The following is a 19,595-nucleotide window of genomic DNA, read 5'->3' as shown; positions in this document are numbered from 1 at the left end:
TACAAGCAACTTATCCTGGAAAAATGAATGACGATTAGCTTACCTTTAAAGGCGTAAATTCTGATTATGTGTGCTGATTTTTTAATTTTTAATCAGTATTTGTTTCACACAATCAGTGAATACAAATTAGAATTGAAATTGGTATCGCACAAGAGGCGAAGCAGATGGTAAAGAAACTCAAAACAAGCAGATACCAGTTAGTAGCATCAATGACTGCTGAAGAACTGCTCAGTGAGGGATATCTCAGTATGGATGACTTATACGATCCCAATGAAGAGCAGGAACAAAAGGCACTTATAGAAGAAAAACAACAGGTGAGAGAAAGCGGTTGGCAAGAAGAAGGCGAAGAGTTTTAGGCGGTTGGCTCTTAGATCAGCGCAAACCCTTAAGATGACTGGCTTTTGGTTGTAAGGGTGTAGGGGTGTAAGGGTGTAAGGGTGTAGGGGTGTAGGGGTTGATGAAACTATGATTATTACGTTAGTCAACACTCATTGCTTTATTAAAAACCTACACTTGTCAGCCTGCCCCCCTGCCTACACAGCGATTGGTTATTTTTTTAGTTGGAAGTCCCTTACTTCCGTAGGCGTAGCCTTGCCGTAGGTTATTCTGAGTTCTAAATTCAGACTTGTGCTGTATTTGGCAACTTTACAGCATCAAAGCCATGTTATGGCTCAACAAATTTACGCTTCTCTGGTGGGACAGCCCAGATGAGACAATGCCCTGATTTGGCCTTACGTCCGTACTGGGACAAGACGATACCTAGCTTCTGCACATCCTTGAGGCACTGTCCGTTTTCTAGGTAGCCTTTGTTCCATTCGATTAAGTTCTTGGCAAACTTACCCTCCTTGGACATCGCCCAATTCTTGGCCTCTAATTCTTCCCAAGTCAAGAGGTTTGACTGTACATCTGTATATCCTCCACCCAGCATCCCAGTGATCCAAGGTGGGATGCTCATGCCCATAATGAAGCCCATACCCAGGATAAAAAACATTAAGAGGGCCGCAGGGAATACGGCGGTGAGAATTTTTCTGCCTTCTGCTAGCTGTGCTTTGTGAATGAGGGCGTGGGCTGCTCGGTCTATAGCAACCTTCTGTCGCTCGACTGCTACGTGTTCCACTAACTCCAAGTTCCGAGCTAAGTCTTGATTCCAGTTCTTGAATAGCAACTGCAAAGTGTCGGGTGCATCTTCCAGCATTATTTCCAGTTGTCCGGTCGCAACCAACACTAAAAATAAAGGGTCATCTTGAGATAGGCCGCTACTAAGGGCAAAATCAATTACTCGACGCTTGAAGGCTTCACTTTTTCCCTGCAAGGCTTCTGCCAGTAATTTATCGACGGTATAAAATACGTCTCTACTTTGTGGTCTGTCAGCAGGTGTGGAATAAAAATCTTCGTCAACTTTATCTACTTCATAGCTTGTCATTGCACTAACCCCGTACCAGCAAAGGCTGCATAGGCTTCTTTGAGGAAGTTCTTGACTCGTTGCTTTGATATCACCTTGAGATCAGGATGGGCGATCGCTGCTTCAAAAGTCACTCCCAATCGGTCAACCATGTTCCGCTCCCAAAAGGGAAACTTGGGAAAGTCCATGACGATGAAATTATATTTAGTTTGAGCTGCTACAAACTCTGGCATCTCCTGAATATATTTCCAGTCATCACATAATCCCAAATTTTTCACGAATACGTGGAGTATGCTGTCTCCCAAATCGTCTAAAGACTGGAGAAAGAAATTTACCGAATCAACTCCACCAGTACACACAAACCATTTAACAAATTTAATCGAATTTTCCTTGCCTATTTCAGTCAGATTATTACTTTTTATCCAATTAGTCACTTTGGAGTAAACTTGAGCAGGTAAATTCACGATTACTGAATTTTCAAATGCCAAATCAAATATTGTGTCTGCTTCTTTAGCTAGCTTCTCATCATCACTGAAAAATGCCGTTTCTACACTGCCGTAAATGTTGACAATATCCTGGTTACTTGTATCCGCATCTACAATTGCGACGCTATGACCAATTGAGGTGCAATACTCTATAAATGCTCTCGATAAGAATGATTTACCAGCACCTCCTTTTTCACCATCTACAATGTGAATAGTTGTAGAGACTTTAAAACTTTTTTCTGGCTGGTTCAGGTTAACTTGGTCATGACCAGATTTTGGTAGCTGTAATTCCTCTGGAATTTCATTCGCTGTTACATCTGCTGTTAATTCAAGTAATACATCAGAGTTACCAACATTTGCCACTTCTAGCTCTAAAATTTCTCTAGTATCTGTGGCATCCAATCCTTGGATATTGGCATCTAATGGAGTCGAATTATTTAATACTTCTAGCGGCAAACTATCTTGAGTATCTATGGCATCCAATTCTTGGATATTGCTATCTAAAAAAGTTGGATTATCTACTACTTCTAGCGGTAAAGCATCTTGAGTATCTATGACATCCAATCTTTGGATACTAGTATCTAAAGAAGTCGAATTATTTTCTATTTCTCGTTCCCAAGTGACATCTTCTCTTTGGAGATTTTCATTGATTGTAGACATAGCATCATTGTGTAATTGGGAGTTTGATGACTGGTTAAGGTTATTACTAGGATTCTTTCTCGGTCTGCCTCTTTTTCTTTTTTCTGGATTTGGGGTTGGTGCTGTAAAAGTCATAATGCCAATTTGTTTTTGATGGAAGTAGTAACTGGACAATTTAGTGAGTGGTATAGTAATTCGCTTTGATTATGGAACTGACTTGCGTAACTTGGCAGTAAGGAGTAGAGAATCAATTTGGATTTGTACTGAGTTTGTATGCGCGAGCGCAGGCTACGTCAACAAAAATCAAATAAGATTTTTATAGAAGTAGAAATGAGAAAGTTAATTAAATACATTGTTTTTCTGTTCCTTATCTACACCACTTAATTTAATTTTAGGAACTACTTAAACACCTCGTATTTAATTTGAAAAAGTTCAAAAATTAAGAAGCTTATTGCCTATTTTCTCACTACCCAAGTAAATTCAAAAATCAAAAGTTCCTACTATATTGATCAGCAATGCAGTGAATCGGTTTTATTAACTGACTTACCAGTTTTCAAAAGAATTGATGTCATAATCAAACTGTCCTATCATCTCTTTTTGTTCCTCGATAGTGGGAAGACTTTGTACAGGCTGGGTATGAGATTTGGAGTCGTTTGGTGAGGGCGATCGCTCTGGATTAGAAGTCAAACGCAAATGAGATAACCCTGCGGTGGCGTAAATCTGCCTCAGTTGGTGTAGGAATGTTTGGTAAGCGTCAGTGACTATCCGTTGTTTTGCAGCTTCATCAAATTTTGAGGAGTTAGCAACAGCCATTGGTAGCCAGAATGCTCTTAGTGCTAGCAATATCATTTCCGTAGTATCTCTAACACTACTAGCAGCAATGTAGTCAAGCATTAACGCATCCATCTCATTGCGCGGCTGATACCGCCAGCGAAAATTTATCCGAGTTTGCTTAGACATGGCTGATAACCTCAGCATGATCAGCAAAATGGTGTTTCACTCTTTCGTCGAAATACAAAAATGCACTATATACATCTGCCAAGCGATTACCAAGGGAGTATTTATCTAAGTTTTTGGGAATAGAAACACCAGAAAATATGCAAGGTATTGCTGGGTAGTGTGAATTCAATTCTTTTTTTAGATAATCCGCAGTGCCACCACAAAATAATATTTCTTCTACATCTGGCGGCACAACTTGATCTAGCCAACTCGTCAAGGCTGCAACATATTCATGTCGAGCTGTCCTAATTACCTGGAGAATCTTTGTTAACTCAGATGTTCGTCCTTCTCTACTGCGAGAACGCAAAACCCGCACTAGAGGACGAGTGTCAATGTCACTTCCTGCTTCAGCGATCGCTTTTGTCAAGCGTTCCACGGTTTGCCCTGATGTTGCGCCCACTACTTTTTCCAGCATCCTCACCATGCCTAAATCTGACATTTTTCCTTCCTTGGACACAATGCCTCTGTGAGAAATTAAAACTGACGCATTGCGAAAGCCAAGCATCACCACCGCGCATACTCTCTGTTTTAATGCCTGTCCCACACGCTTTTGGTGCGATAAAAATACTCCTGCACCTTCTGGTAAGCATTTAAACATTAGACACTCTACCTGCATTTGCGAGCCAACTGCTGAGTAATTGCTACCAAATGTCCGCACTAATCGTTCAAATTCAACTTTGTTTTCAAATTCCCCAGGAGGTAGCAGAACTGAAAGAAAAAGTCTCATTTTGGCTGGCAGGTTCAGTTTCTCCTTAACTACCCAAATTGCGGCTAATGTTTTATAAACAGCCCGCTCGTACTTCAACTCAACTAATCCTGTATTAGCGTGGAACTTGCTTTGAGCTAAATATCCTACTACCTTTGTCTTACCATTGACAGACACCCACACCCTATTCTCTGGATCAGTTGCTCCCATCAAATTCTGTTCGTGAGTTTTAACCGATTCCACTGTCACATCCCCTACTTCCGGTTCCATGAACAGCGAATATATTTCAGAACTGCCACATAAAGAGTAAATTCCTTTTGTACCGCTTCCTCCAAAATCTAAGGCAAGAATAACGAGGGGAGGAATATCAAGATTATTCATAGTCTGAGTCTTTTTTTTCATGGATATAAATCAGAGTTAATTTTTTAATCCTAAATTTGGAGTCAAATGGAGTCTTTTGAAGACACTTGGAGCCGAATTATTAACAGAGCTTATGTAATTAATTTTTTTTTCTGGCTCCATTTAGCTCCAGTTGGCTACACCAAAAATAAATACTGGAAAAATCTATAAGATGCTTACAGCAAGGCTTTGAGTTCAATTGGAATAATCGGAGCTTTAATATCAGCACATAAATGTTGAGTCAAATGTTGTTTCGATAAAAAAGCTCGTACACCGTCCAGATTAAATAGCGAAAAAATATACCCATTATTGAAAATTTGAATTGTGAACTCACTACACAATTGATGGCAGAAAAATACTAAACAATTATTTTGCTTGCCATCATAAAATTCGGACTTCATATTTACTGCCGATTTAAAACTTAGCTTCTTGAGGCTCAAGCAATAGTCATTAGTTTTACTTATAAACGAAAAGAAAATATTTTGCGCTTGAACATTTATTAACTCAATTAAGCTGTCCATAAATCCCAAAATTAGTTTCTTCTTTTAGTAACTAATTTTTAATGAAGCCTGTCATTAAACAACAGACAGATTCTCTAATACTCTAGACAGCACTAAATAAATCTGTATAAAAATTAATCCAGTTTATATAAGTTGCTTCACTAGCTGACTAAGGGTAAAAATTGCTGAAGCTCTTATTGGGAAATAATTACAGCGACAGATTATTAAAATATTTTTGTGTATAATTACACTATTTTGGCAAATATGCTACTGCTAATTGCAACTATTAATAGCCCCTACAATAACAATTTTTTCAGTTAAAATACACAGAAGTTTTATAAAAAAATTGACCTAGTTTTTTATAACTACGTTAGATTTTAATGCAATTTAAATTACCGTAATGTGATAATTACATTTCGGTGAAATTATGTGATTGATGGATGTATCAACAGATTATTTGCATGAAACGCCTGTCTTATGCCGCTAGCAGTCTGTAGAATACAAAAAATTAAAAGCTGGGGGTTGTTAGGAGGCAATGAAGCTCACACAGCCAGAGCTAGAAACACGCCCAATGCAAACCCAGCAGTAACAAACGTTACGCTCTTTGGGAGTTCTGACAACGCCAATTTAGTAACTTTGGTGAAAGACAAAATCGGGTTGCAAACAATTCGCTCAAATGCTGTTCTGGCAGTGGAAATGCTACTAAGTGCCAGTGCTGATTATTTTCATCCTGAAGGACTTTTTGAGGCGGAAACACATGACAAACAGCGTTTAGATGACTTTGTACAAGCAACAGTCACATGGTTATGTTCTGCTTGGGGCGATCGCTTACTGAAAGCTGAATTGCACTTAGACGAAATTACGCCCCACGTTCACGCTTACATTGTGCCACTGGACGAGCAAGGCAAGCTCAACTGTCGCGCCTTGTTTGGCACTAGAGAAAAGCTCTCTCAACTGCAAGATAGTTTTGCCGATGCTGTTGCACATTTGGGTATCTCTCGCGGTATTAAAGGTAGTGCTGCTACCTATACCTCAGTTAAGAAATATTACGCCGCAGTATCCCGCGATTCGGAAATCCTCGACTTGGAGAGTCATCTGCCTAAACCTCGAATACATGAAGCCAGCGAATCCTACCGAGAACGGGTAATTGAAGCTCTCAGTCCAAAGCTAGAGATCATCAACTACCAATTAAGCGATCGCGATCGCTTGCTCAGACAAAAAGCTGAATTGGAGGAAACGGCATCCAGAAGTGAAAAACTCAGGGCTAATTTAGAAAAAGAATTACAAGCTCTACGTCAGGACATTAAGCTTCTACAAGATTTACCCTTGGAAGTTGTGGCTGATGAACTGGGTTTAAACCAAGACAAGCGGAATCAGTGGTTATCAACCCACCACATAATCACCATTAACAACTCTTCGTTTCACGATGATTTGCACAACAGCATTGGTAAAGGTGCGTTGGAATTGGTAATTCAGGTTAAGCAGTGTACTTTCGATGATGCAGTTGTCTGGTTGCGGGATTGCTTTGGGGAAGCGGGGATGCTGGCTGCGGTTACTCACCACGCCAGAAGACAAGCTTTAAATATTGCTCAACAGATTCCTCCATCTATATTTGTTGCACCTACACCGGCTCATCATCGGTGGGCGGAAATTGAGCAATACTTGACACGCGATCGCTCTCTTCCGCCAAAATTTGTAGATACTTTGTACAAGCGTGGATTGATATATGCAAATATTACTGGTAAAGCAGTATTTCTAGCACGTAGTCTTGCCTCTGAAGTGACAGGGGCATATTTGCATCCACCAAGGGCGACCAATGATGCTTTTAGTTTTTGTACTGCCAGCAACAGCAAGGGACGTTTGATGTCTACACCTGGTTGGTTTCACTTGAGTATGGGGGGTGACTTGGACAACCCCATCAAGATAGCAATGCTAGTTTCTACACCTATTGAGGCTATGTCCCTGGCAGTTTTAAACTCTCCTCATAAACAGAGAACTCTATATTTGGTATCTGACAGCGAACACGCGCCCGCACCTGTGGAATTTCTCAAAAACGTACCAAAAGTCATTGTTGCAATGCCCAAAGTAGCAACTATAGAACTTCACAAAACTCTATCTCATGCCAAACAGTTAGAGCCGAATACTTCTTGGAACCAGCAGTTACAGCAGCAATGTCAGGGAGGCATAAGCTATGTCGCGTTGGGATGATGAGCGCAGGGAAATGATGTTACATTCTCTTTTTATTACTTTTAATCCTGTGGCATATCTGCTAGGAATGGCAGCACTGGGATTTTTAGGAGGACTGTACATCTGGTTCAAACCAACATCAAATATGTCTTTGCAACCAAAAAGACTAGAAACTGCTACTGATTATGTAGAGTGGGGCTACAAAATTATGAACGCTGATATGCCAGAAATAGCCAGAATCAATCCAGAGCGTCGTCAAGCTAATTGTAAAACTGCTCTGCAATACTTTGAAAAAGCGATCGCTCTCAACCCCAAATTAGCCCTTGGCTACCAAGGACAAGGAGTAAGCTTAATTTGTCAGAATAACAAGCAAGCTGGACGAAAATCACTCTCTCATGCCAAAAGCCTTTACTTAAAACAAGGTAAAAAGGATGGGGCTGAGGGTATTGATTTGATACTGACAATATACAAATAAGTAGAAGGCATTCTTTATGAACTTAGAACACCGCCAAGCATGAAAATGGGCATAGGAGATAGTGCGCTCAAGCTAGTAATTTTTATTCAGCACGCGCTATAGCAGTCGCCACATAACTCCCAACCTAAGCAAATAATTTCAGGAATCAAGTCGGATTCCCATAGCACTTTTAAGTCAGAAAAGAAAAGTTAGTTTTTGCCAGGGTTTTACAGGTTGATATCTTATATTTGATTATGACCACGTACTTAACTATGAAATAACTGTTATTTTAATTTTCGTAAACTCTTTAATTATTTTATGGTTAACTGTATAAATATCATTGATTTTTATTTATGTTTATTTTTATAAACTAGCAAAATTCTAGCAATTTTTATATTGCCATAAAATACTTAATCTGGTATTTAGTAAATCATTGTCTCTGCTAAAGTTTGATCTTATTCAATTATAAGTAGCTAGAAAATTATGATATTTCAATTATTTTCCTATAAGAATAAATTATAGTTAAATGAAGAAAACCGCAAAAAATAAGGTTTTTTATATTTTTTTAATTTCTTTGCAGGTATTTATTTAATTAAATTTGGGTTAAAATAATTTTAATTTCAGCAGCAAAATGAATAATGAAATAGAAATTTCATATCAGACTTGACGCAATTTAGAAAAAAATATTTTGGTGTCATCTATAAGAAAAAATAGATGATAAAGCCTGGTTGTCAATATCTAACTGAACACTCACGAGTCTAATAGTTTTTGTTAGCAAAAGATTCACATCTATCTCTAGAAAACCATCACACAAATTAAGGATTTCCATCAGCTTTTGCTATCCATTACTAAACTATAACTATTTTCATTGACATAAAATACAGATTTGCAGCCGTCGATGTAGACACAACAGGAAGTTCCAAGATAATAAAAATTCCTGAATCAAGACGTGTTGTACTAAACGGCAAATCGTTATAGTTAGTAAACCTAAACTAGAAGATATATAAGTGTAAAAGAAAAGATATTACATAAGGTAAAGCCCAGAAAGAACCATTTTTCAAGTGTAGGGAGTAACTCGGCTATGACTCTAACCACAACAGTAAAACCAGAACCCACAGTAAGCAGCATCAACCAACTAGAAAGTTTTGAAATTAAAAGAAATATTACAGACATACCAAAAACAATTACAGTTCGATGGTGGTGGAAACAACACTCTTGGGCGGCTTATCAACTACCAGATGGTATAAAGGTAATGAGTGATAGGCAGATGGCATTGATGCTTGGACAATCCAAAACAGATGTCAAAAATTTCGTGGAGTCCAATCATTTAGAGACAATAAGTGTGCAAATTCCTAGCAAAGTAATAATTCAGGGTAACACTCTACCCACAATAGCGGCTTATTTACAGCATCTGCTTAAAGAAGATAAATTACAGCAGCATCGGTTGTCTTTAAGTCGCTGCGAGTGGAAAGAATTAATCAAGGCACTATCAGATAACGATTTACACAATAGGAAGCCTCTTGTACCAAATCCAAATTTTTTTACTAGCAATTATCAAGTAATATCGTCCCAGGCAATTCAAATAGAATTAGAAAACGACATTACTTTAGAAGTTTTAGTCATGCCATCAGGAGAATATCGCATTGGCTATGAAGAAGGGTTAAACTGCATTCAATCTAACCCGAACTGGCTGCTAGAAAATTCACCTAAGAAGGCAAGGACTCTCACAAAATTAAATTTATCACCATGTCCAGTAAAATGTCTTGTTGCTGTTTCGGAGGGATTTAAACAGATATATACACTCAGCTGTGATGATTGGTTATCGATATGGGAGTATTTTGCAAATAAGGGAAATAGACGAGCTACTGCTATTTTGAAAGCTTGTGCTAAAGAGAGCATTGCGAGTAGGGTTGTAAAATTGCTTTCTGGTAGTTGATATTTTTGCAATTGTTTGATTTTGAAGACAAAGTGCATTTGCGATCACCTACGGTGGGCGGAACGCCATCGCCAAAGGTGGGGCGCAGCCCATCGCCAGTGCAAATCTGCTATTGTCCCAATTCAGAATAAGTAGTGGCGCATAATTAATTACACAAAATATGGGCTGAAATTCTTGCCTAGTAGAGAATCAGTAATGTAATTAATTCTGTTGGTTTACTTATCCTACAGGGTCAAAATTCCCTTGCGCTTTCAGCCGCTTGTCTCAATGCTAAAAAAGCTTCTTTCAGAGGTTGGCTAACAGCACTGTCTGGTTCTGTTAGCACTAACTGTTGGTAGGCTTGCAAGAATTGCGATCGCAACCGATGGAACAAATGCAGAAAGTGACGCACAAAACTGATGCAATCCAAAACCACAATCTCTATGCCACCTGTACGTTCATACATACTTGAGGCATATTCCCGAATACCTTCTTCAATCACATCCGTTGTGATAAAGATATAGTTGTCAACCCGCTTGCCTGTGCTGTTGATTTTTTGCAAAGCACGGTCAATATCTGCTAAGGTGACACGCCGGGTCTTCATTTCATAGCTGGTGATTGCCTTTTCATCATCAACTAAGGTAATTTCCACATCTCCTAAAGCACCTGTCTGCTCATCTGCGGCGTTGTGGGATTCTAGAGGTAAAAAACGCTCCCCAATATATTGTTCTGCTACTTGATAAGCAGCAGCAACAATCAGTACAGGAAGGCGGCTTGAACCTCGGCAAGCCAAATGCTGTTGCAAGAGTGTGACAATTTCCTCTGCTGACAAAGGTATTGCGCCTTCTGACTTCTTCAGGTCAGCTAGTAGTGTTTCCATGCGTTGCCGCTTCTCATTCCGAGCAATAATCAGACAACGGAGGGTTTCGGCTAACAGTTCCTCAGCAGTTATTGTGCCTTGATGAACATCATCAAGCAATTGCAGGGCGGCTTCGTAGAGTTTGGGTGGTCGTCCCACGAGATTGACTGCTGGGGTTAAGGTAATGTTACGGTTTCGCAGAGCAGGAGTCAGGAACGCAGTGGTGGGATTGCAAGGCAACTCGTGTTGATTAATAAAGGCTGTGATGTAACTTTCATCGTAGTAACGCCCAGAGTAAGCGTCTGGTGTGCCTATCTCGGTGTAAGGTTTGCGGATATCAACATTCACACGGTGAATCGCCGCCAAAGCACAAGCTAGCAACAAACGAACTACAGCACGATTGCCTACATAACGTGATACATAATCAATTTTTTCAGCACTGCTAGGGTTGGTGACAATTGGTTGCGCTATTGATGCTTCGGCTTTCTGTAAGGCTACATCAAGGATAGCTGCTGGGGTTGTGGACATTGATTGATTTCTTCAACAATAAATGTGGAGGTTGTCAGGTCATAATTGAGCCAAAGCACTTCTTGTCTTAACTCCTTGACGGAATGGCAGTTCTTCAGGGGTGCTTTAATGCAGTTCCAGTCACCATAGAGTTCTTGCATCAACGGACAATCATAGCCTGAAAGGGCAACTTTACCTTCGACTGCTCGCAAAACACCCGCTAATTGTCGATGCTCGTTGTCTGTCATTTCATAAGCGTAAGCCTTGCTATCCCCACGGGAATCGTGCGGGTACGGTGGGTCACAATAAAATAGAGTTTCTGGACTATCGTACCGTTGTATAATATCAATCGCTCGGTCATTCTCAATTTGCACACGCAGCAACCGTTGCACGATTTCGGGCAGATCCTCAACACTGCCTAACCATCGGGAAACTGCACCAGCCATTCCTGCGCGGCTTGTGAGTTTGCAGTGCGCCCATCTTCCCACGCTGGCGGTTTGTGCCAAGCCTGTTCTCACTTGTCGCGCCCGAACAAAAAATCGTCTAGCTCTTTCTAGGTCTGATAAACTCTCTTCTTCTTTGGTAATAGCAATCCGAAATTCTTCACGGGAAAATGGGGTTAACCCAATCGCCTCGATGAGTTGGTCTTTTTGGTCACGTAGTACACGGAAGAAGTTGACTACCTGCCCATCAATATCGTTGTAGGTTTCCACAGGGGATGGCTCTCGGTTCAACAACACGGCGGCTGAACCACCAAACGGTTCGCAGTAGTGGGTCGTTTTTGGCAACAAGGGTAAGAGCCAGTCTAAATGACTGTACTTGCCGCCATACCAACCAAATGCAATTTTCTTTGCCATGAAAGTCAACCTCAAACGGAGTGCTTTACCCGAAACCGAGGATAAGGGTAAAACGCAATTTATTATATAGTGTGGAGAAATAAAGTATAAACAAACAAGAATACTGTCATTGTTTTTTCGGGGAAAAATCTATCATTCTTTTTCGGTAAAGCGATTGGTATAAGTAACTTTTAATAAAAAAACCCCTAAATTTTAGGAGTTTTTTAAGTAAAATACATACACTAAAAAATACATTAACTAGCTAAGGAGCTTAAAATCCTCCCTTGAAGTAAGGATTAATAAAAGTGCCATCCTTTTTCATATATCCTTTGACCAACTTAATTGGTTTTGGAGCTTTGGGCATTTTTGGCATTTTTGGTTGCTTGGGTTGTTTAGCCATAATTAAATCTTTAATTTAGATAACTCTAGCTTTACACTTTGTTTTAATCATTACTTCGGTAGTAATAGCTATATTTGTTTTAAGTGATTATGAAGACTTGGATTAGTTAGACTATATGCTCTACTCTTAGGTAAAGAAATAATAAAATTGCTCAAACCTTTATAAAGCAAAGCTTTCCAGACTATATTGCTGGAAATTACACGTATCTGCCCAATACCTTGTCCGATTAACTGTTAACACATGGTTCTCCCCAATACGTAGTAATCGCTGGAGCGAAAACCGAAGTGTCTTTTGTCGATGCTGGTTGACAAATATACTTGGCTCGATTTTCTATAGCCAGTATTCTATCGGTATCCCTAACGTAGAGTGGTACTATCATTTCCCTTTGTTCCAACAGTTCGGACAACCCAATTTGAATTTCCTGCCCCTGATGAAATAATGCACGCGCTGCTTTTTCTACCATTCGTGCTAGTTCAGCACCATTACAGTTGATGGTTTTGTTGAGGATAATCCGCCATTCTTTCTCAGTCAGGCGATCGCCACCATTGCGGTATCGCTCATCAAATCTCGCTAGGTGCATCATCAGAATTTCCTTGCGCTCTATCGCTTGAGGAAACCCGACGTAGAATATTTCATCAAATCTGCCCACTCTGGTTAATTCTGGTGGTAGCGCGTCGAGTCGGTTAAGACTAGCTACTACAAACACAGCACTCTGCTTTTCTTGCAACCAAGTGAGCAGAGTTCCTAAAATTCGGCGTGAATCAATATCCTCACCTGAAGGAGTGGATGCTGCAAACAGTTTGTCCAATTCATCAAAGTAAAGCACAACGGGAGCGCAAACTTCTATACGCTCTAACAAACGTTTGAGATGGGTTGCACTACCACTCGCTACTACTGCGGTGTCCATAGACACAAGAGGAAATCCTAAAGTTTTGGCACTGATGTGCGCCGCCAGAGTTTTTCCTGTCCCCGGTGGCCCTACCAGTAAACAACCTTTGGGAAGGGGGATGTTGGCAGTTCGTGCTTCGGGAGCAAAATCTAGCTTGACATTTTCAATAAACTTTTTGAGTAAATCTAAACCACCAAAGTCAGCTAAGTTTGAATTAGAAACAAAGTTTAGGTTGAAGGCACGAAAGCGATTAATTTTATAATCTAATAAGCGTCGGGCTATTATATCACTATGAAACTCTTGAGAGGAATTAATTGCTATTGCCAAGCCAGAACCTATTTCTTCTAGAGTTAACCCAGAAACAGTATTCACCAAAACAGATACATCAAAACTTTTTGGTAAATTATTTATTTTTTTGGATAAAAAATTTCTAATAAAATCAGTTATTATCTCATGTGAAGGCAAGGGTGTAGACAGATTTGGAATTAACTGAGTTAATGATTGTGGTAGTTCCACATCATCCATTGCTAAAATAATGAAATATTTTGTATTTTTGATTGTTTTCAATTCATAATAAATATTAATTACTTGTGATATCATTTTATTGGAATAATTTTCCAAATATGTTGAATTTATCTTAATTAAAGACTGCAAATTTTCAAAAATAAAAACACCATCAATTTCAGAATTCAATAACTCATCGAAAGCTGCAAAGACTCCATCATCACAAGGTTGTAATTTACTAGAGTCTACACTTGAAAAACTTACACAACACTCTGAATCAGATTGGACTTGTTTAAAACATCCCCAACCAGCATTCCATAAATAAAGAGGGAGATTGGGAGCATCCACTTTTGGAAGATATACAGGTTCTGGGAGAATATAACAACAGATAAAACAGTGTGGATGACTTACCATGAACCAGGATAAACAAGAAAGAATCAAAGCCTGTTTACAAGAATTGTCAACACTACTGTATGAAGAAGCAGATAAAAGTAAGCTGACAGACCTCGAAAGTATAGAAAAAACAGTTCGGAGTCAAATATTAGAACTAGTCAGTCCAGAAATAGCCCTTTTTTTATCGAACAAAAAACTGGAACAAAAGTAGGTAAAACCAGGAAAATTAAAAGCTTAGTGGGGGAACTGACTCTTAAAGCCAAACAGTTACAGAAACTGGGTTTGAAGCCAAGAACCCGGTTAAGTCCATTACTTCAAAAGTGTTGTTTAAGGCTGTCAGCTAACGAATCATACCAAAAAGCAGAAATTGAAGTTGAGGCATTGACAGGAGTCAAAGTGGGTCACTCAACGCAACAAAAATTAGTGCTGTCACAAGATTTTCAACTACCATTTGCAAAACAAGCAGTTTCAGAAGTCAGTGTAGATGGAGGAAAAGTCCGACTCAGAGGTAAACCGAAAGCAGGCTGTTACTGGCGAGACTATAAAACCGTTCGTCTGCAAGGGATTTACTATGGTGCGTTTTTTGATGACAACCAATCATTAGTTGATTATGTCAATAGCCAACGTCTGGTTAACCCGTTAGTGTGCTTGGGGGATGGTCATGATGGCGTGTGGAATCTAGTCAAAGAGTTTGGTAAAACAGAAAATTTTGAGCGTTGGGAAATCTTGGATTGGTATCACCTCAAAGAAAATCTCTATAAAGTTGGTGGTTCTTTAAAACGGCTTAAAGCTGCTGAAACGCTGTTATGGCAAGGTCAGATAGAAGAAACTCAAGCTTTATTTCTTCATTGCCGAGGTAAACAAGCGAAGAACTTCATTGCTTATCTTGAAAAACATCGCTCTCGTCTTGTCAATTATGCCTATTACCAGGCTGAACAACTTTGTTCTATTGGTTCTGGCGCAGTTGAATCTGCTATTAAACAAATTGGTGCGAGGATTAAAATTTCTGGCGCACAGTGGAATGTTGATAGTGTTAATCACATCCTCTCTATTCGTTGTGCTTATCTCAATGGTTTATTAGCTATTTGAGTCTTTCTGCCAAAAGTGGATGCTCCCGGGAGATTTTTGTTAATCGCACATTCTTGATAAATTTGCTTTAGCACTATCATGCGCTCTGATATAGAAGCAGTGATGCAGATTATGGGTACATCAGAAGTAATTAATAGGTTCAATTGAGATAAGTTCATAGCTATCTCTCTAATTCATTACTGTTAAATTTTTGGTTTCGCAATGTTGCTGATTCCTGTTGGCGTTGGTAAGTCGGCTGTAATCTGGGTAAGATTTGCTCGAAATAGATTAAATCTCGCTCACTCATAGAACTTTTGAGTTGTCCCTCAGCTTTTTCTAAGACAATTCCACGTCCATCTTTGGCATAAATGCTTACTTTACCATCAGTAGTTGCTTGCCATTTATAAGAGAATACGCCATCAATTTCTACATTTTTTTGATGAGCGATCGCATATTGCACAAGAGCGTTACTAATCTTATCTATACGAGCAAAATACTCAGCTTCCTGGCTACCTACAGGAGTAAAGGAAGCAGGAATAGGTTCATTGCGTTTTAGCGATCGCTGTAAAGCATTAATATCTTGAATATGTGTAGGTTCTAGATTGCCAGTTTCTACCCGCACACCCAAATTTGTAGAACGAAACTGCATTAAAAGTTTGCCTGTTCCTGACTCTGTTATTTTATACAATGAACCCTCACGAGAAATTTGGTATTGAGCCGCCTGATATTCTAAAGCTCCTGGGTGTGTCTGGGTATGAAATAAAGTTTTTAAAGACACTGCTATTTGGTATCGTGTTGAATTTTGTTTAAATTCTTGAATAGCCGTCTTCACAGCAGAGTTAACACTGTCTACCACCAGCGAAACATTATGAATCGATTGCTGCCACCAGGAAATATTGTGCTGTTGTTGTAACCTTTTTTCAATTAATTTTTGATACACATTCTGCTGTTGTCGTAATGCTTTGATTTCTGCTTGTAGCTGTCCAATTTCATTAGTCAGTAAATTTTTTAAAGGACTATCTTCTAAAGCTTGGAGAGATTGCATTACTCGTGTTGAACCTGAATTATCCGGTAAGTTAGTATCTTGCTGTAGTTCTTTCTCTTGTTTAACAGTATTTTTAAGTAAAAATTCGGAATTATCAAATTGCTTGAGATTATCTCTATTAGTAGACTCATCTACATCAAGCAATTGGTTCTTATCTTTAGACTGCGATACTTGATATTTGGTAGGTTCATCTACATTAAGCGATTGGTGATCGTTTGTAGATTGAAGTATTTGGGGCTGTAATAAATTATTAATAGTGACTTTACCTTGTTCATCAGATTGCAATACAACGCGCCCATCTAATTCAACTATTTTATTAGTTGCTCCTTCTACCGTACCACCTACAGGACAAGAACGCAGTTGTTGTATTTGAGCAATAAACTGAGGATTTAAAAGCTGTCCCGCTAATCCTGAAACCTCATCAAGAAATTGATTTTTATCACGTCCATAAACAAGCCTGTTACCATCAAATATTTTTAAACCCTGATCCTTACTATTATCATGCTTGATATCCAATAAACTTTGTAACAAAGCTTCGATTATTTGTTCGTAATGTCTTTGAATTGCAGCCGCTTCTCCTGATGCAACTGTAAATATATCAGTCATGATAATAATACTCCCCAAGAGTATATTAATAAATTTGGTAAAATATCAAATTAAGTTAATAATTGCAGCCGATTTATCACTACTTCGCCATTTACGTAAAAAGCCGCCAACTCTCCATCAAACAGCCAAGCAATAAATTCACTTTTCTCTAGAAAATCACGAGTACATTCATAAGAAATAGAGCTAAATATTCTTCCAGCCAATAAGCCAAATTGATCAAATATTTCTATAGTTTCTGGGCAATAACTTACATTGAATAAAGGTTTATTTATTGCCTCAATAACTATATTCTGCCACTGCGGATAACGCGCTAAGACAGACGAAACCTGTTGACTCCAATTAATCTGTGAAGATTGCATTTCCAAAATCTCTAAAAAACATTGGCAAGTTCTTCTGGAGAAGGCGGAGAATTAGATTGCTCAGGCAGAGGAAATAATTCTTCAGCCAATTCACGCCTTTCCATAAATTGCTGAGAACGTTCAGAATCACTAATTTGCACAGAATTATTTTGAATCAGCCTATCTCTAACAAAATCCCACTTTCCCTCTGACCAATTCATTTCATCAATATCAGCAGTCGGAACTTTGATAGCTTGCAATATCGGAACATAGGCTTCTGTGCCACGAGTGTAAGCTGGATTGATAATTACCGCTTTGCCCGTACCCATCTTGACAAACTGTGCTGCTTCAAATAAATGGCGTTTTTGATGTTGTTCGTTGGTGCTGTGTGACGCACCCCCCTTTCCAGCACTGCGCGATTTGGAATTAAATTTAATTTCCATCTCGCCCAGGTAGTCGCTGAACAATTTTGCAGATTCCGGGTCTTGGGGATTGAAAATAAACTTGGTGGCTGTACCTCCCAAGATAGCCCGTGTCAGTTCCCTACCATAGACTTTTTCTAGCTGGGCGATGTTTTGATATCCCAAAATCCCTACAAAACCGTCTTCACGGCTTTCGTTCAGCCAATTTACAAGGGCTGGCAAGTATAAAGTAGGCAGTTCGTCTAGGGCTACTACTAGCGGGTCTTTTCTGGGTAGGACACGGGACACATTGCGCGTAACAATCATGTGCAGAATAGCCGCCAGCAGTGGACTGATAATGTCACGGTTGTTCCTGTTTAGTCCAAATACAATTAGCTGTTTACCGTCCAAGTCTAGTGGTAATGTTGTCTGACCACAGAATGCACCCACAAAGTCTTTCTTGAGAAATCGCTGAAATATGCGCTGCGCGGCCCCAACAATGCTGGCAGTAGTTTTTTCAGAGTCCTTGACGCTGATTAGCTGAGATAATGGTCGCGTTGTCCAAATTTTCAGTTTGTCCTTGGAGGCAGTTTCCAATCTTACTGGTAGATTAGGTAAAGATAAAATTGCTTGCGCCATCATCAAATCACAGTATTTATCGTCACCAGTTAGGGTTTTAACTGCCTTGGTGACTAGCAATATCCCTTCAACCAGACTATCTCCGGCTTCTTCAAAAAATTTATCGCTGCTGTTATTGCTCCCACGGTCGAAGTTACGTGATATGACGCTAGTGATTTGACCTGCCGCAATTGCATCTTCTTCGTCTTTCAGTAGGTCGAGAGGATTACAGGTTTCACTTTCAGGAAACCCCGGCGCAAATACTTTGACAGTGTAACCACGCTTGATAGCATAAGCGATCGCCCGTTTAGTTTGCGCAGGATATTTGAAATCATACAGACACATCGGGAAGCCTTGGTCAAAACTGCTACGAATGAGAGGATCTATCACAGAGAAGGTTTTACCAGAACCTGCTGCACCAATAACGGCTATTCCCCTCTGGACATTGGGAACGTACAGGGTAGAGTTGGGTGAAATTAATTGATGTAGCTTTTGAGAAAGATTTGGTTTGGTCTTCAGTAAACCTGCGGTTCGCCACTCGTTTTCAATGCGCGACCTTATTTGCTGAGGTGTGCCAATGTAAAGTGCTACGGAATTGCGTGTAGGGTTCGATATCTGCTGTTTAGCCTTACATGCAGCCAAAGATTTTTCACGACCACCGCCCCAATAACTGGTAGCAAGTTTACCTTTGCGATTCCCTCCTGAAAGCACTCGAAATATAGCAAGTGCAACAAAACAGCTTAAAAGTACCAACCCAGACTGCGATTTCATCAATTGTGCCAATCTTTCAATTTGTAGTGTCTCTACTTTGGCAGGCGGTACTTGGATAAATAAAGAGTAATTAAAACTGTGAGTATTCATCACCTGATTTTATTAAGATATCAAGTCTTATTTAGCAACCGAGAAAACTTGATTAAACCGGATAAATCCTTCACCCTGGTAACAATAATGTGTACGGGATACTATATTTTCATCGGCTGTTGGTTGCGTAACAACCAAACAAGGAAATTCATTGGCTATGGTGTCTGAAGTACGAATTACTTCTTCTTTCAGTGGTAAATGTTGATGAGCAATTAAGGAAAAGACCAACTTACCTGATTCGTGATAAACCAGATAAAGACAACCACTTATACCACAAAGTTGGGGTGAGCGATAATCAAATATATACAAATTTCCTCCACCTTGAGACGGAACTGGCATGACTTTGATGGATTTACTATCAATTCTGCTTGTGGAATTAAAAGATAATGCTTTTTTAAGTAGAAATGGAGGTGTAACTTCTTTGGCATTTTTCCATGTTGCTGTACGCCTGCTATTTGAAAGATTTGCTTTTACTAGGAATGCTATAACCAATAAGGTTAATACAGAAACACTAGCTAATAGTGCTTTATATTTGAAATATTTTAGCGTCGCCAATTTGTCCAATCTCAATTGCATATAAGATT

At 39.4% G+C, this 19,595-nt stretch carries 17 protein-coding genes; 5 read left to right on the top strand and 12 right to left on the bottom strand.

The window, feature by feature from the left end; genetic code table 11:
• Positions 1–164 precede the first annotated feature (164 nt).
• Positions 165–356 carry a hypothetical protein gene (locus tag FD725_RS30550; protein ID WP_179051945.1) on the top strand — a complete coding sequence of 64 codons (192 nt, stop codon included), beginning with the start codon at positions 165–167 and terminating at the stop codon, positions 354–356.
• A gap of 308 nt (positions 357–664) precedes the next feature.
• On the opposite strand, the gene FD725_RS30545 is transcribed toward FD725_RS30550, so the two are convergent.
• The 4 genes from FD725_RS30545 to FD725_RS30530 form a co-directional block, all read right to left on the bottom strand.
• The gene (locus FD725_RS30545; RefSeq protein WP_256872026.1) at positions 665–1,423 is read right to left on the bottom strand and encodes a DUF6753 family protein; all 759 of its coding nucleotides are present in this window, start codon (positions 1,421–1,423) and stop codon (positions 665–667) included.
• Positions 1,420–2,547, bottom strand: a complete 1,128-nt coding sequence (locus FD725_RS30540; protein ID WP_256872025.1) for a cobalamin biosynthesis protein CobQ — start codon at positions 2,545–2,547, stop codon at positions 1,420–1,422. Before FD725_RS30540 ends, FD725_RS30545 begins: the two co-directional genes overlap by 4 nt.
• Positions 2,548–3,069: 522 nt before the next feature.
• Complete coding sequence (locus tag FD725_RS30535; RefSeq protein ID WP_179051943.1) at positions 3,070–3,486, bottom strand: hypothetical protein; 417 nt, start codon at positions 3,484–3,486, stop codon at positions 3,070–3,072.
• On the bottom strand, positions 3,479–4,633 hold the full coding sequence (locus FD725_RS30530) for a ParM/StbA family protein (RefSeq protein ID WP_179051942.1): 1,155 nt from the start codon (positions 4,631–4,633) through the stop codon (positions 3,479–3,481). The genes FD725_RS30535 and FD725_RS30530 overlap by 8 nt, the downstream gene beginning before the upstream one ends.
• 974 nt (positions 4,634–5,607) lie before the next feature.
• Here FD725_RS30530 and mobV point away from each other — a divergent pair.
• The 3 genes from mobV to FD725_RS30515 all read left to right on the top strand — a co-directional run bounded on the left by mobV (position 5,608) and on the right by FD725_RS30515 (position 9,707).
• The gene (gene mobV / locus FD725_RS30525) at positions 5,608–7,338 is read left to right on the top strand and encodes a MobV family relaxase (RefSeq protein WP_179051941.1); all 1,731 of its coding nucleotides are present in this window, start codon (positions 5,608–5,610) and stop codon (positions 7,336–7,338) included.
• A complete protein-coding gene (locus FD725_RS30520; RefSeq protein ID WP_179051940.1) occupies positions 7,322–7,792 on the top strand; it encodes a hypothetical protein in 471 nt (156 codons plus the stop codon). The genes mobV and FD725_RS30520 overlap by 17 nt, the downstream gene beginning before the upstream one ends.
• 1,060 nt (positions 7,793–8,852) lie before the next feature.
• On the top strand, positions 8,853–9,707 hold the full coding sequence (locus FD725_RS30515) for a hypothetical protein (protein ID WP_179051939.1): 855 nt from the start codon (positions 8,853–8,855) through the stop codon (positions 9,705–9,707).
• 232 nt (positions 9,708–9,939) lie between these two features.
• Here FD725_RS30515 and FD725_RS30510 read toward each other — a convergent pair whose 3' ends face one another.
• The 4 genes from FD725_RS30510 to FD725_RS30500 form a co-directional block, all read right to left on the bottom strand.
• Complete coding sequence (locus FD725_RS30510; RefSeq protein ID WP_179051938.1) at positions 9,940–11,073, bottom strand: restriction endonuclease, SacI family; 1,134 nt, start codon at positions 11,071–11,073, stop codon at positions 9,940–9,942.
• Entirely contained in the window at positions 11,040–11,909 is an 870-nt protein-coding gene (locus tag FD725_RS30505) for a DNA adenine methylase (RefSeq protein ID WP_179051937.1), read from the bottom strand. The genes FD725_RS30510 and FD725_RS30505 overlap by 34 nt, the downstream gene beginning before the upstream one ends.
• 250 nt (positions 11,910–12,159) lie before the next feature.
• A complete protein-coding gene (locus FD725_RS32860) occupies positions 12,160–12,288 on the bottom strand; it encodes a hypothetical protein (protein ID WP_256872035.1) in 129 nt (42 codons plus the stop codon).
• Positions 12,289–12,514: 226 nt separating this feature from the next.
• Positions 12,515–14,095 (bottom strand): ATP-binding protein, encoded by a 1,581-nt coding sequence (locus FD725_RS30500; RefSeq protein ID WP_179051936.1) that lies wholly within the window; start codon positions 14,093–14,095, stop codon positions 12,515–12,517.
• Between FD725_RS30500 and FD725_RS30495 the strand changes: the two genes are divergently transcribed.
• Positions 14,094–15,163, top strand: a protein-coding gene (locus FD725_RS30495) for an ISKra4 family transposase (RefSeq protein WP_179047673.1) whose coding sequence is annotated in 2 segments (ribosomal slippage) — positions 14,094–14,250 and positions 14,250–15,163 — 1,071 coding nt in all. Because the reading frame shifts where the segments join, the coding sequence is not laid out codon by codon here. The genes FD725_RS30500 and FD725_RS30495 overlap by 2 nt on opposite strands.
• Positions 15,164–15,323: 160 nt before the next feature.
• Here FD725_RS30495 and FD725_RS30490 read toward each other — a convergent pair.
• Genes FD725_RS30490 through FD725_RS30475 form a run of 4 tightly spaced genes read right to left on the bottom strand, consistent with a single transcriptional unit; the run spans position 15,324 to position 19,587 of the window.
• Positions 15,324–16,793 carry a hypothetical protein gene (locus tag FD725_RS30490; RefSeq protein WP_179051935.1) on the bottom strand — a complete coding sequence of 490 codons (1,470 nt, stop codon included), beginning with the start codon at positions 16,791–16,793 and terminating at the stop codon, positions 15,324–15,326.
• A gap of 50 nt (positions 16,794–16,843) precedes the next feature.
• Positions 16,844–17,152: a hypothetical protein gene (locus FD725_RS30485; RefSeq protein WP_179051934.1), complete on the bottom strand. Its 309-nt coding sequence runs from the start codon at positions 17,150–17,152 to the stop codon at positions 16,844–16,846.
• An 11-nt stretch (positions 17,153–17,163) separates the two neighbouring features.
• Positions 17,164–19,011 carry a type IV secretory system conjugative DNA transfer family protein gene (locus tag FD725_RS30480; protein WP_372726751.1) on the bottom strand — a complete coding sequence of 616 codons (1,848 nt, stop codon included), beginning with the start codon at positions 19,009–19,011 and terminating at the stop codon, positions 17,164–17,166.
• 27 nt (positions 19,012–19,038) lie between these two features.
• On the bottom strand, positions 19,039–19,587 hold the full coding sequence (locus FD725_RS30475) for a histidine kinase (RefSeq protein WP_179051933.1): 549 nt from the start codon (positions 19,585–19,587) through the stop codon (positions 19,039–19,041).
• Between the last annotated feature and the right edge of the window lie 8 nt (positions 19,588–19,595).

It is taken from the genome of Nostoc sp. TCL26-01 (assembly GCF_013393945.1).
Classification (GTDB): Bacteria; Cyanobacteriota; Cyanobacteriia; order Cyanobacteriales; family Nostocaceae; genus Trichormus.
The sequence above is the reverse complement of the archived record's forward strand: the minus strand, read 5'-3'. Positions and strand labels throughout refer to the sequence as shown.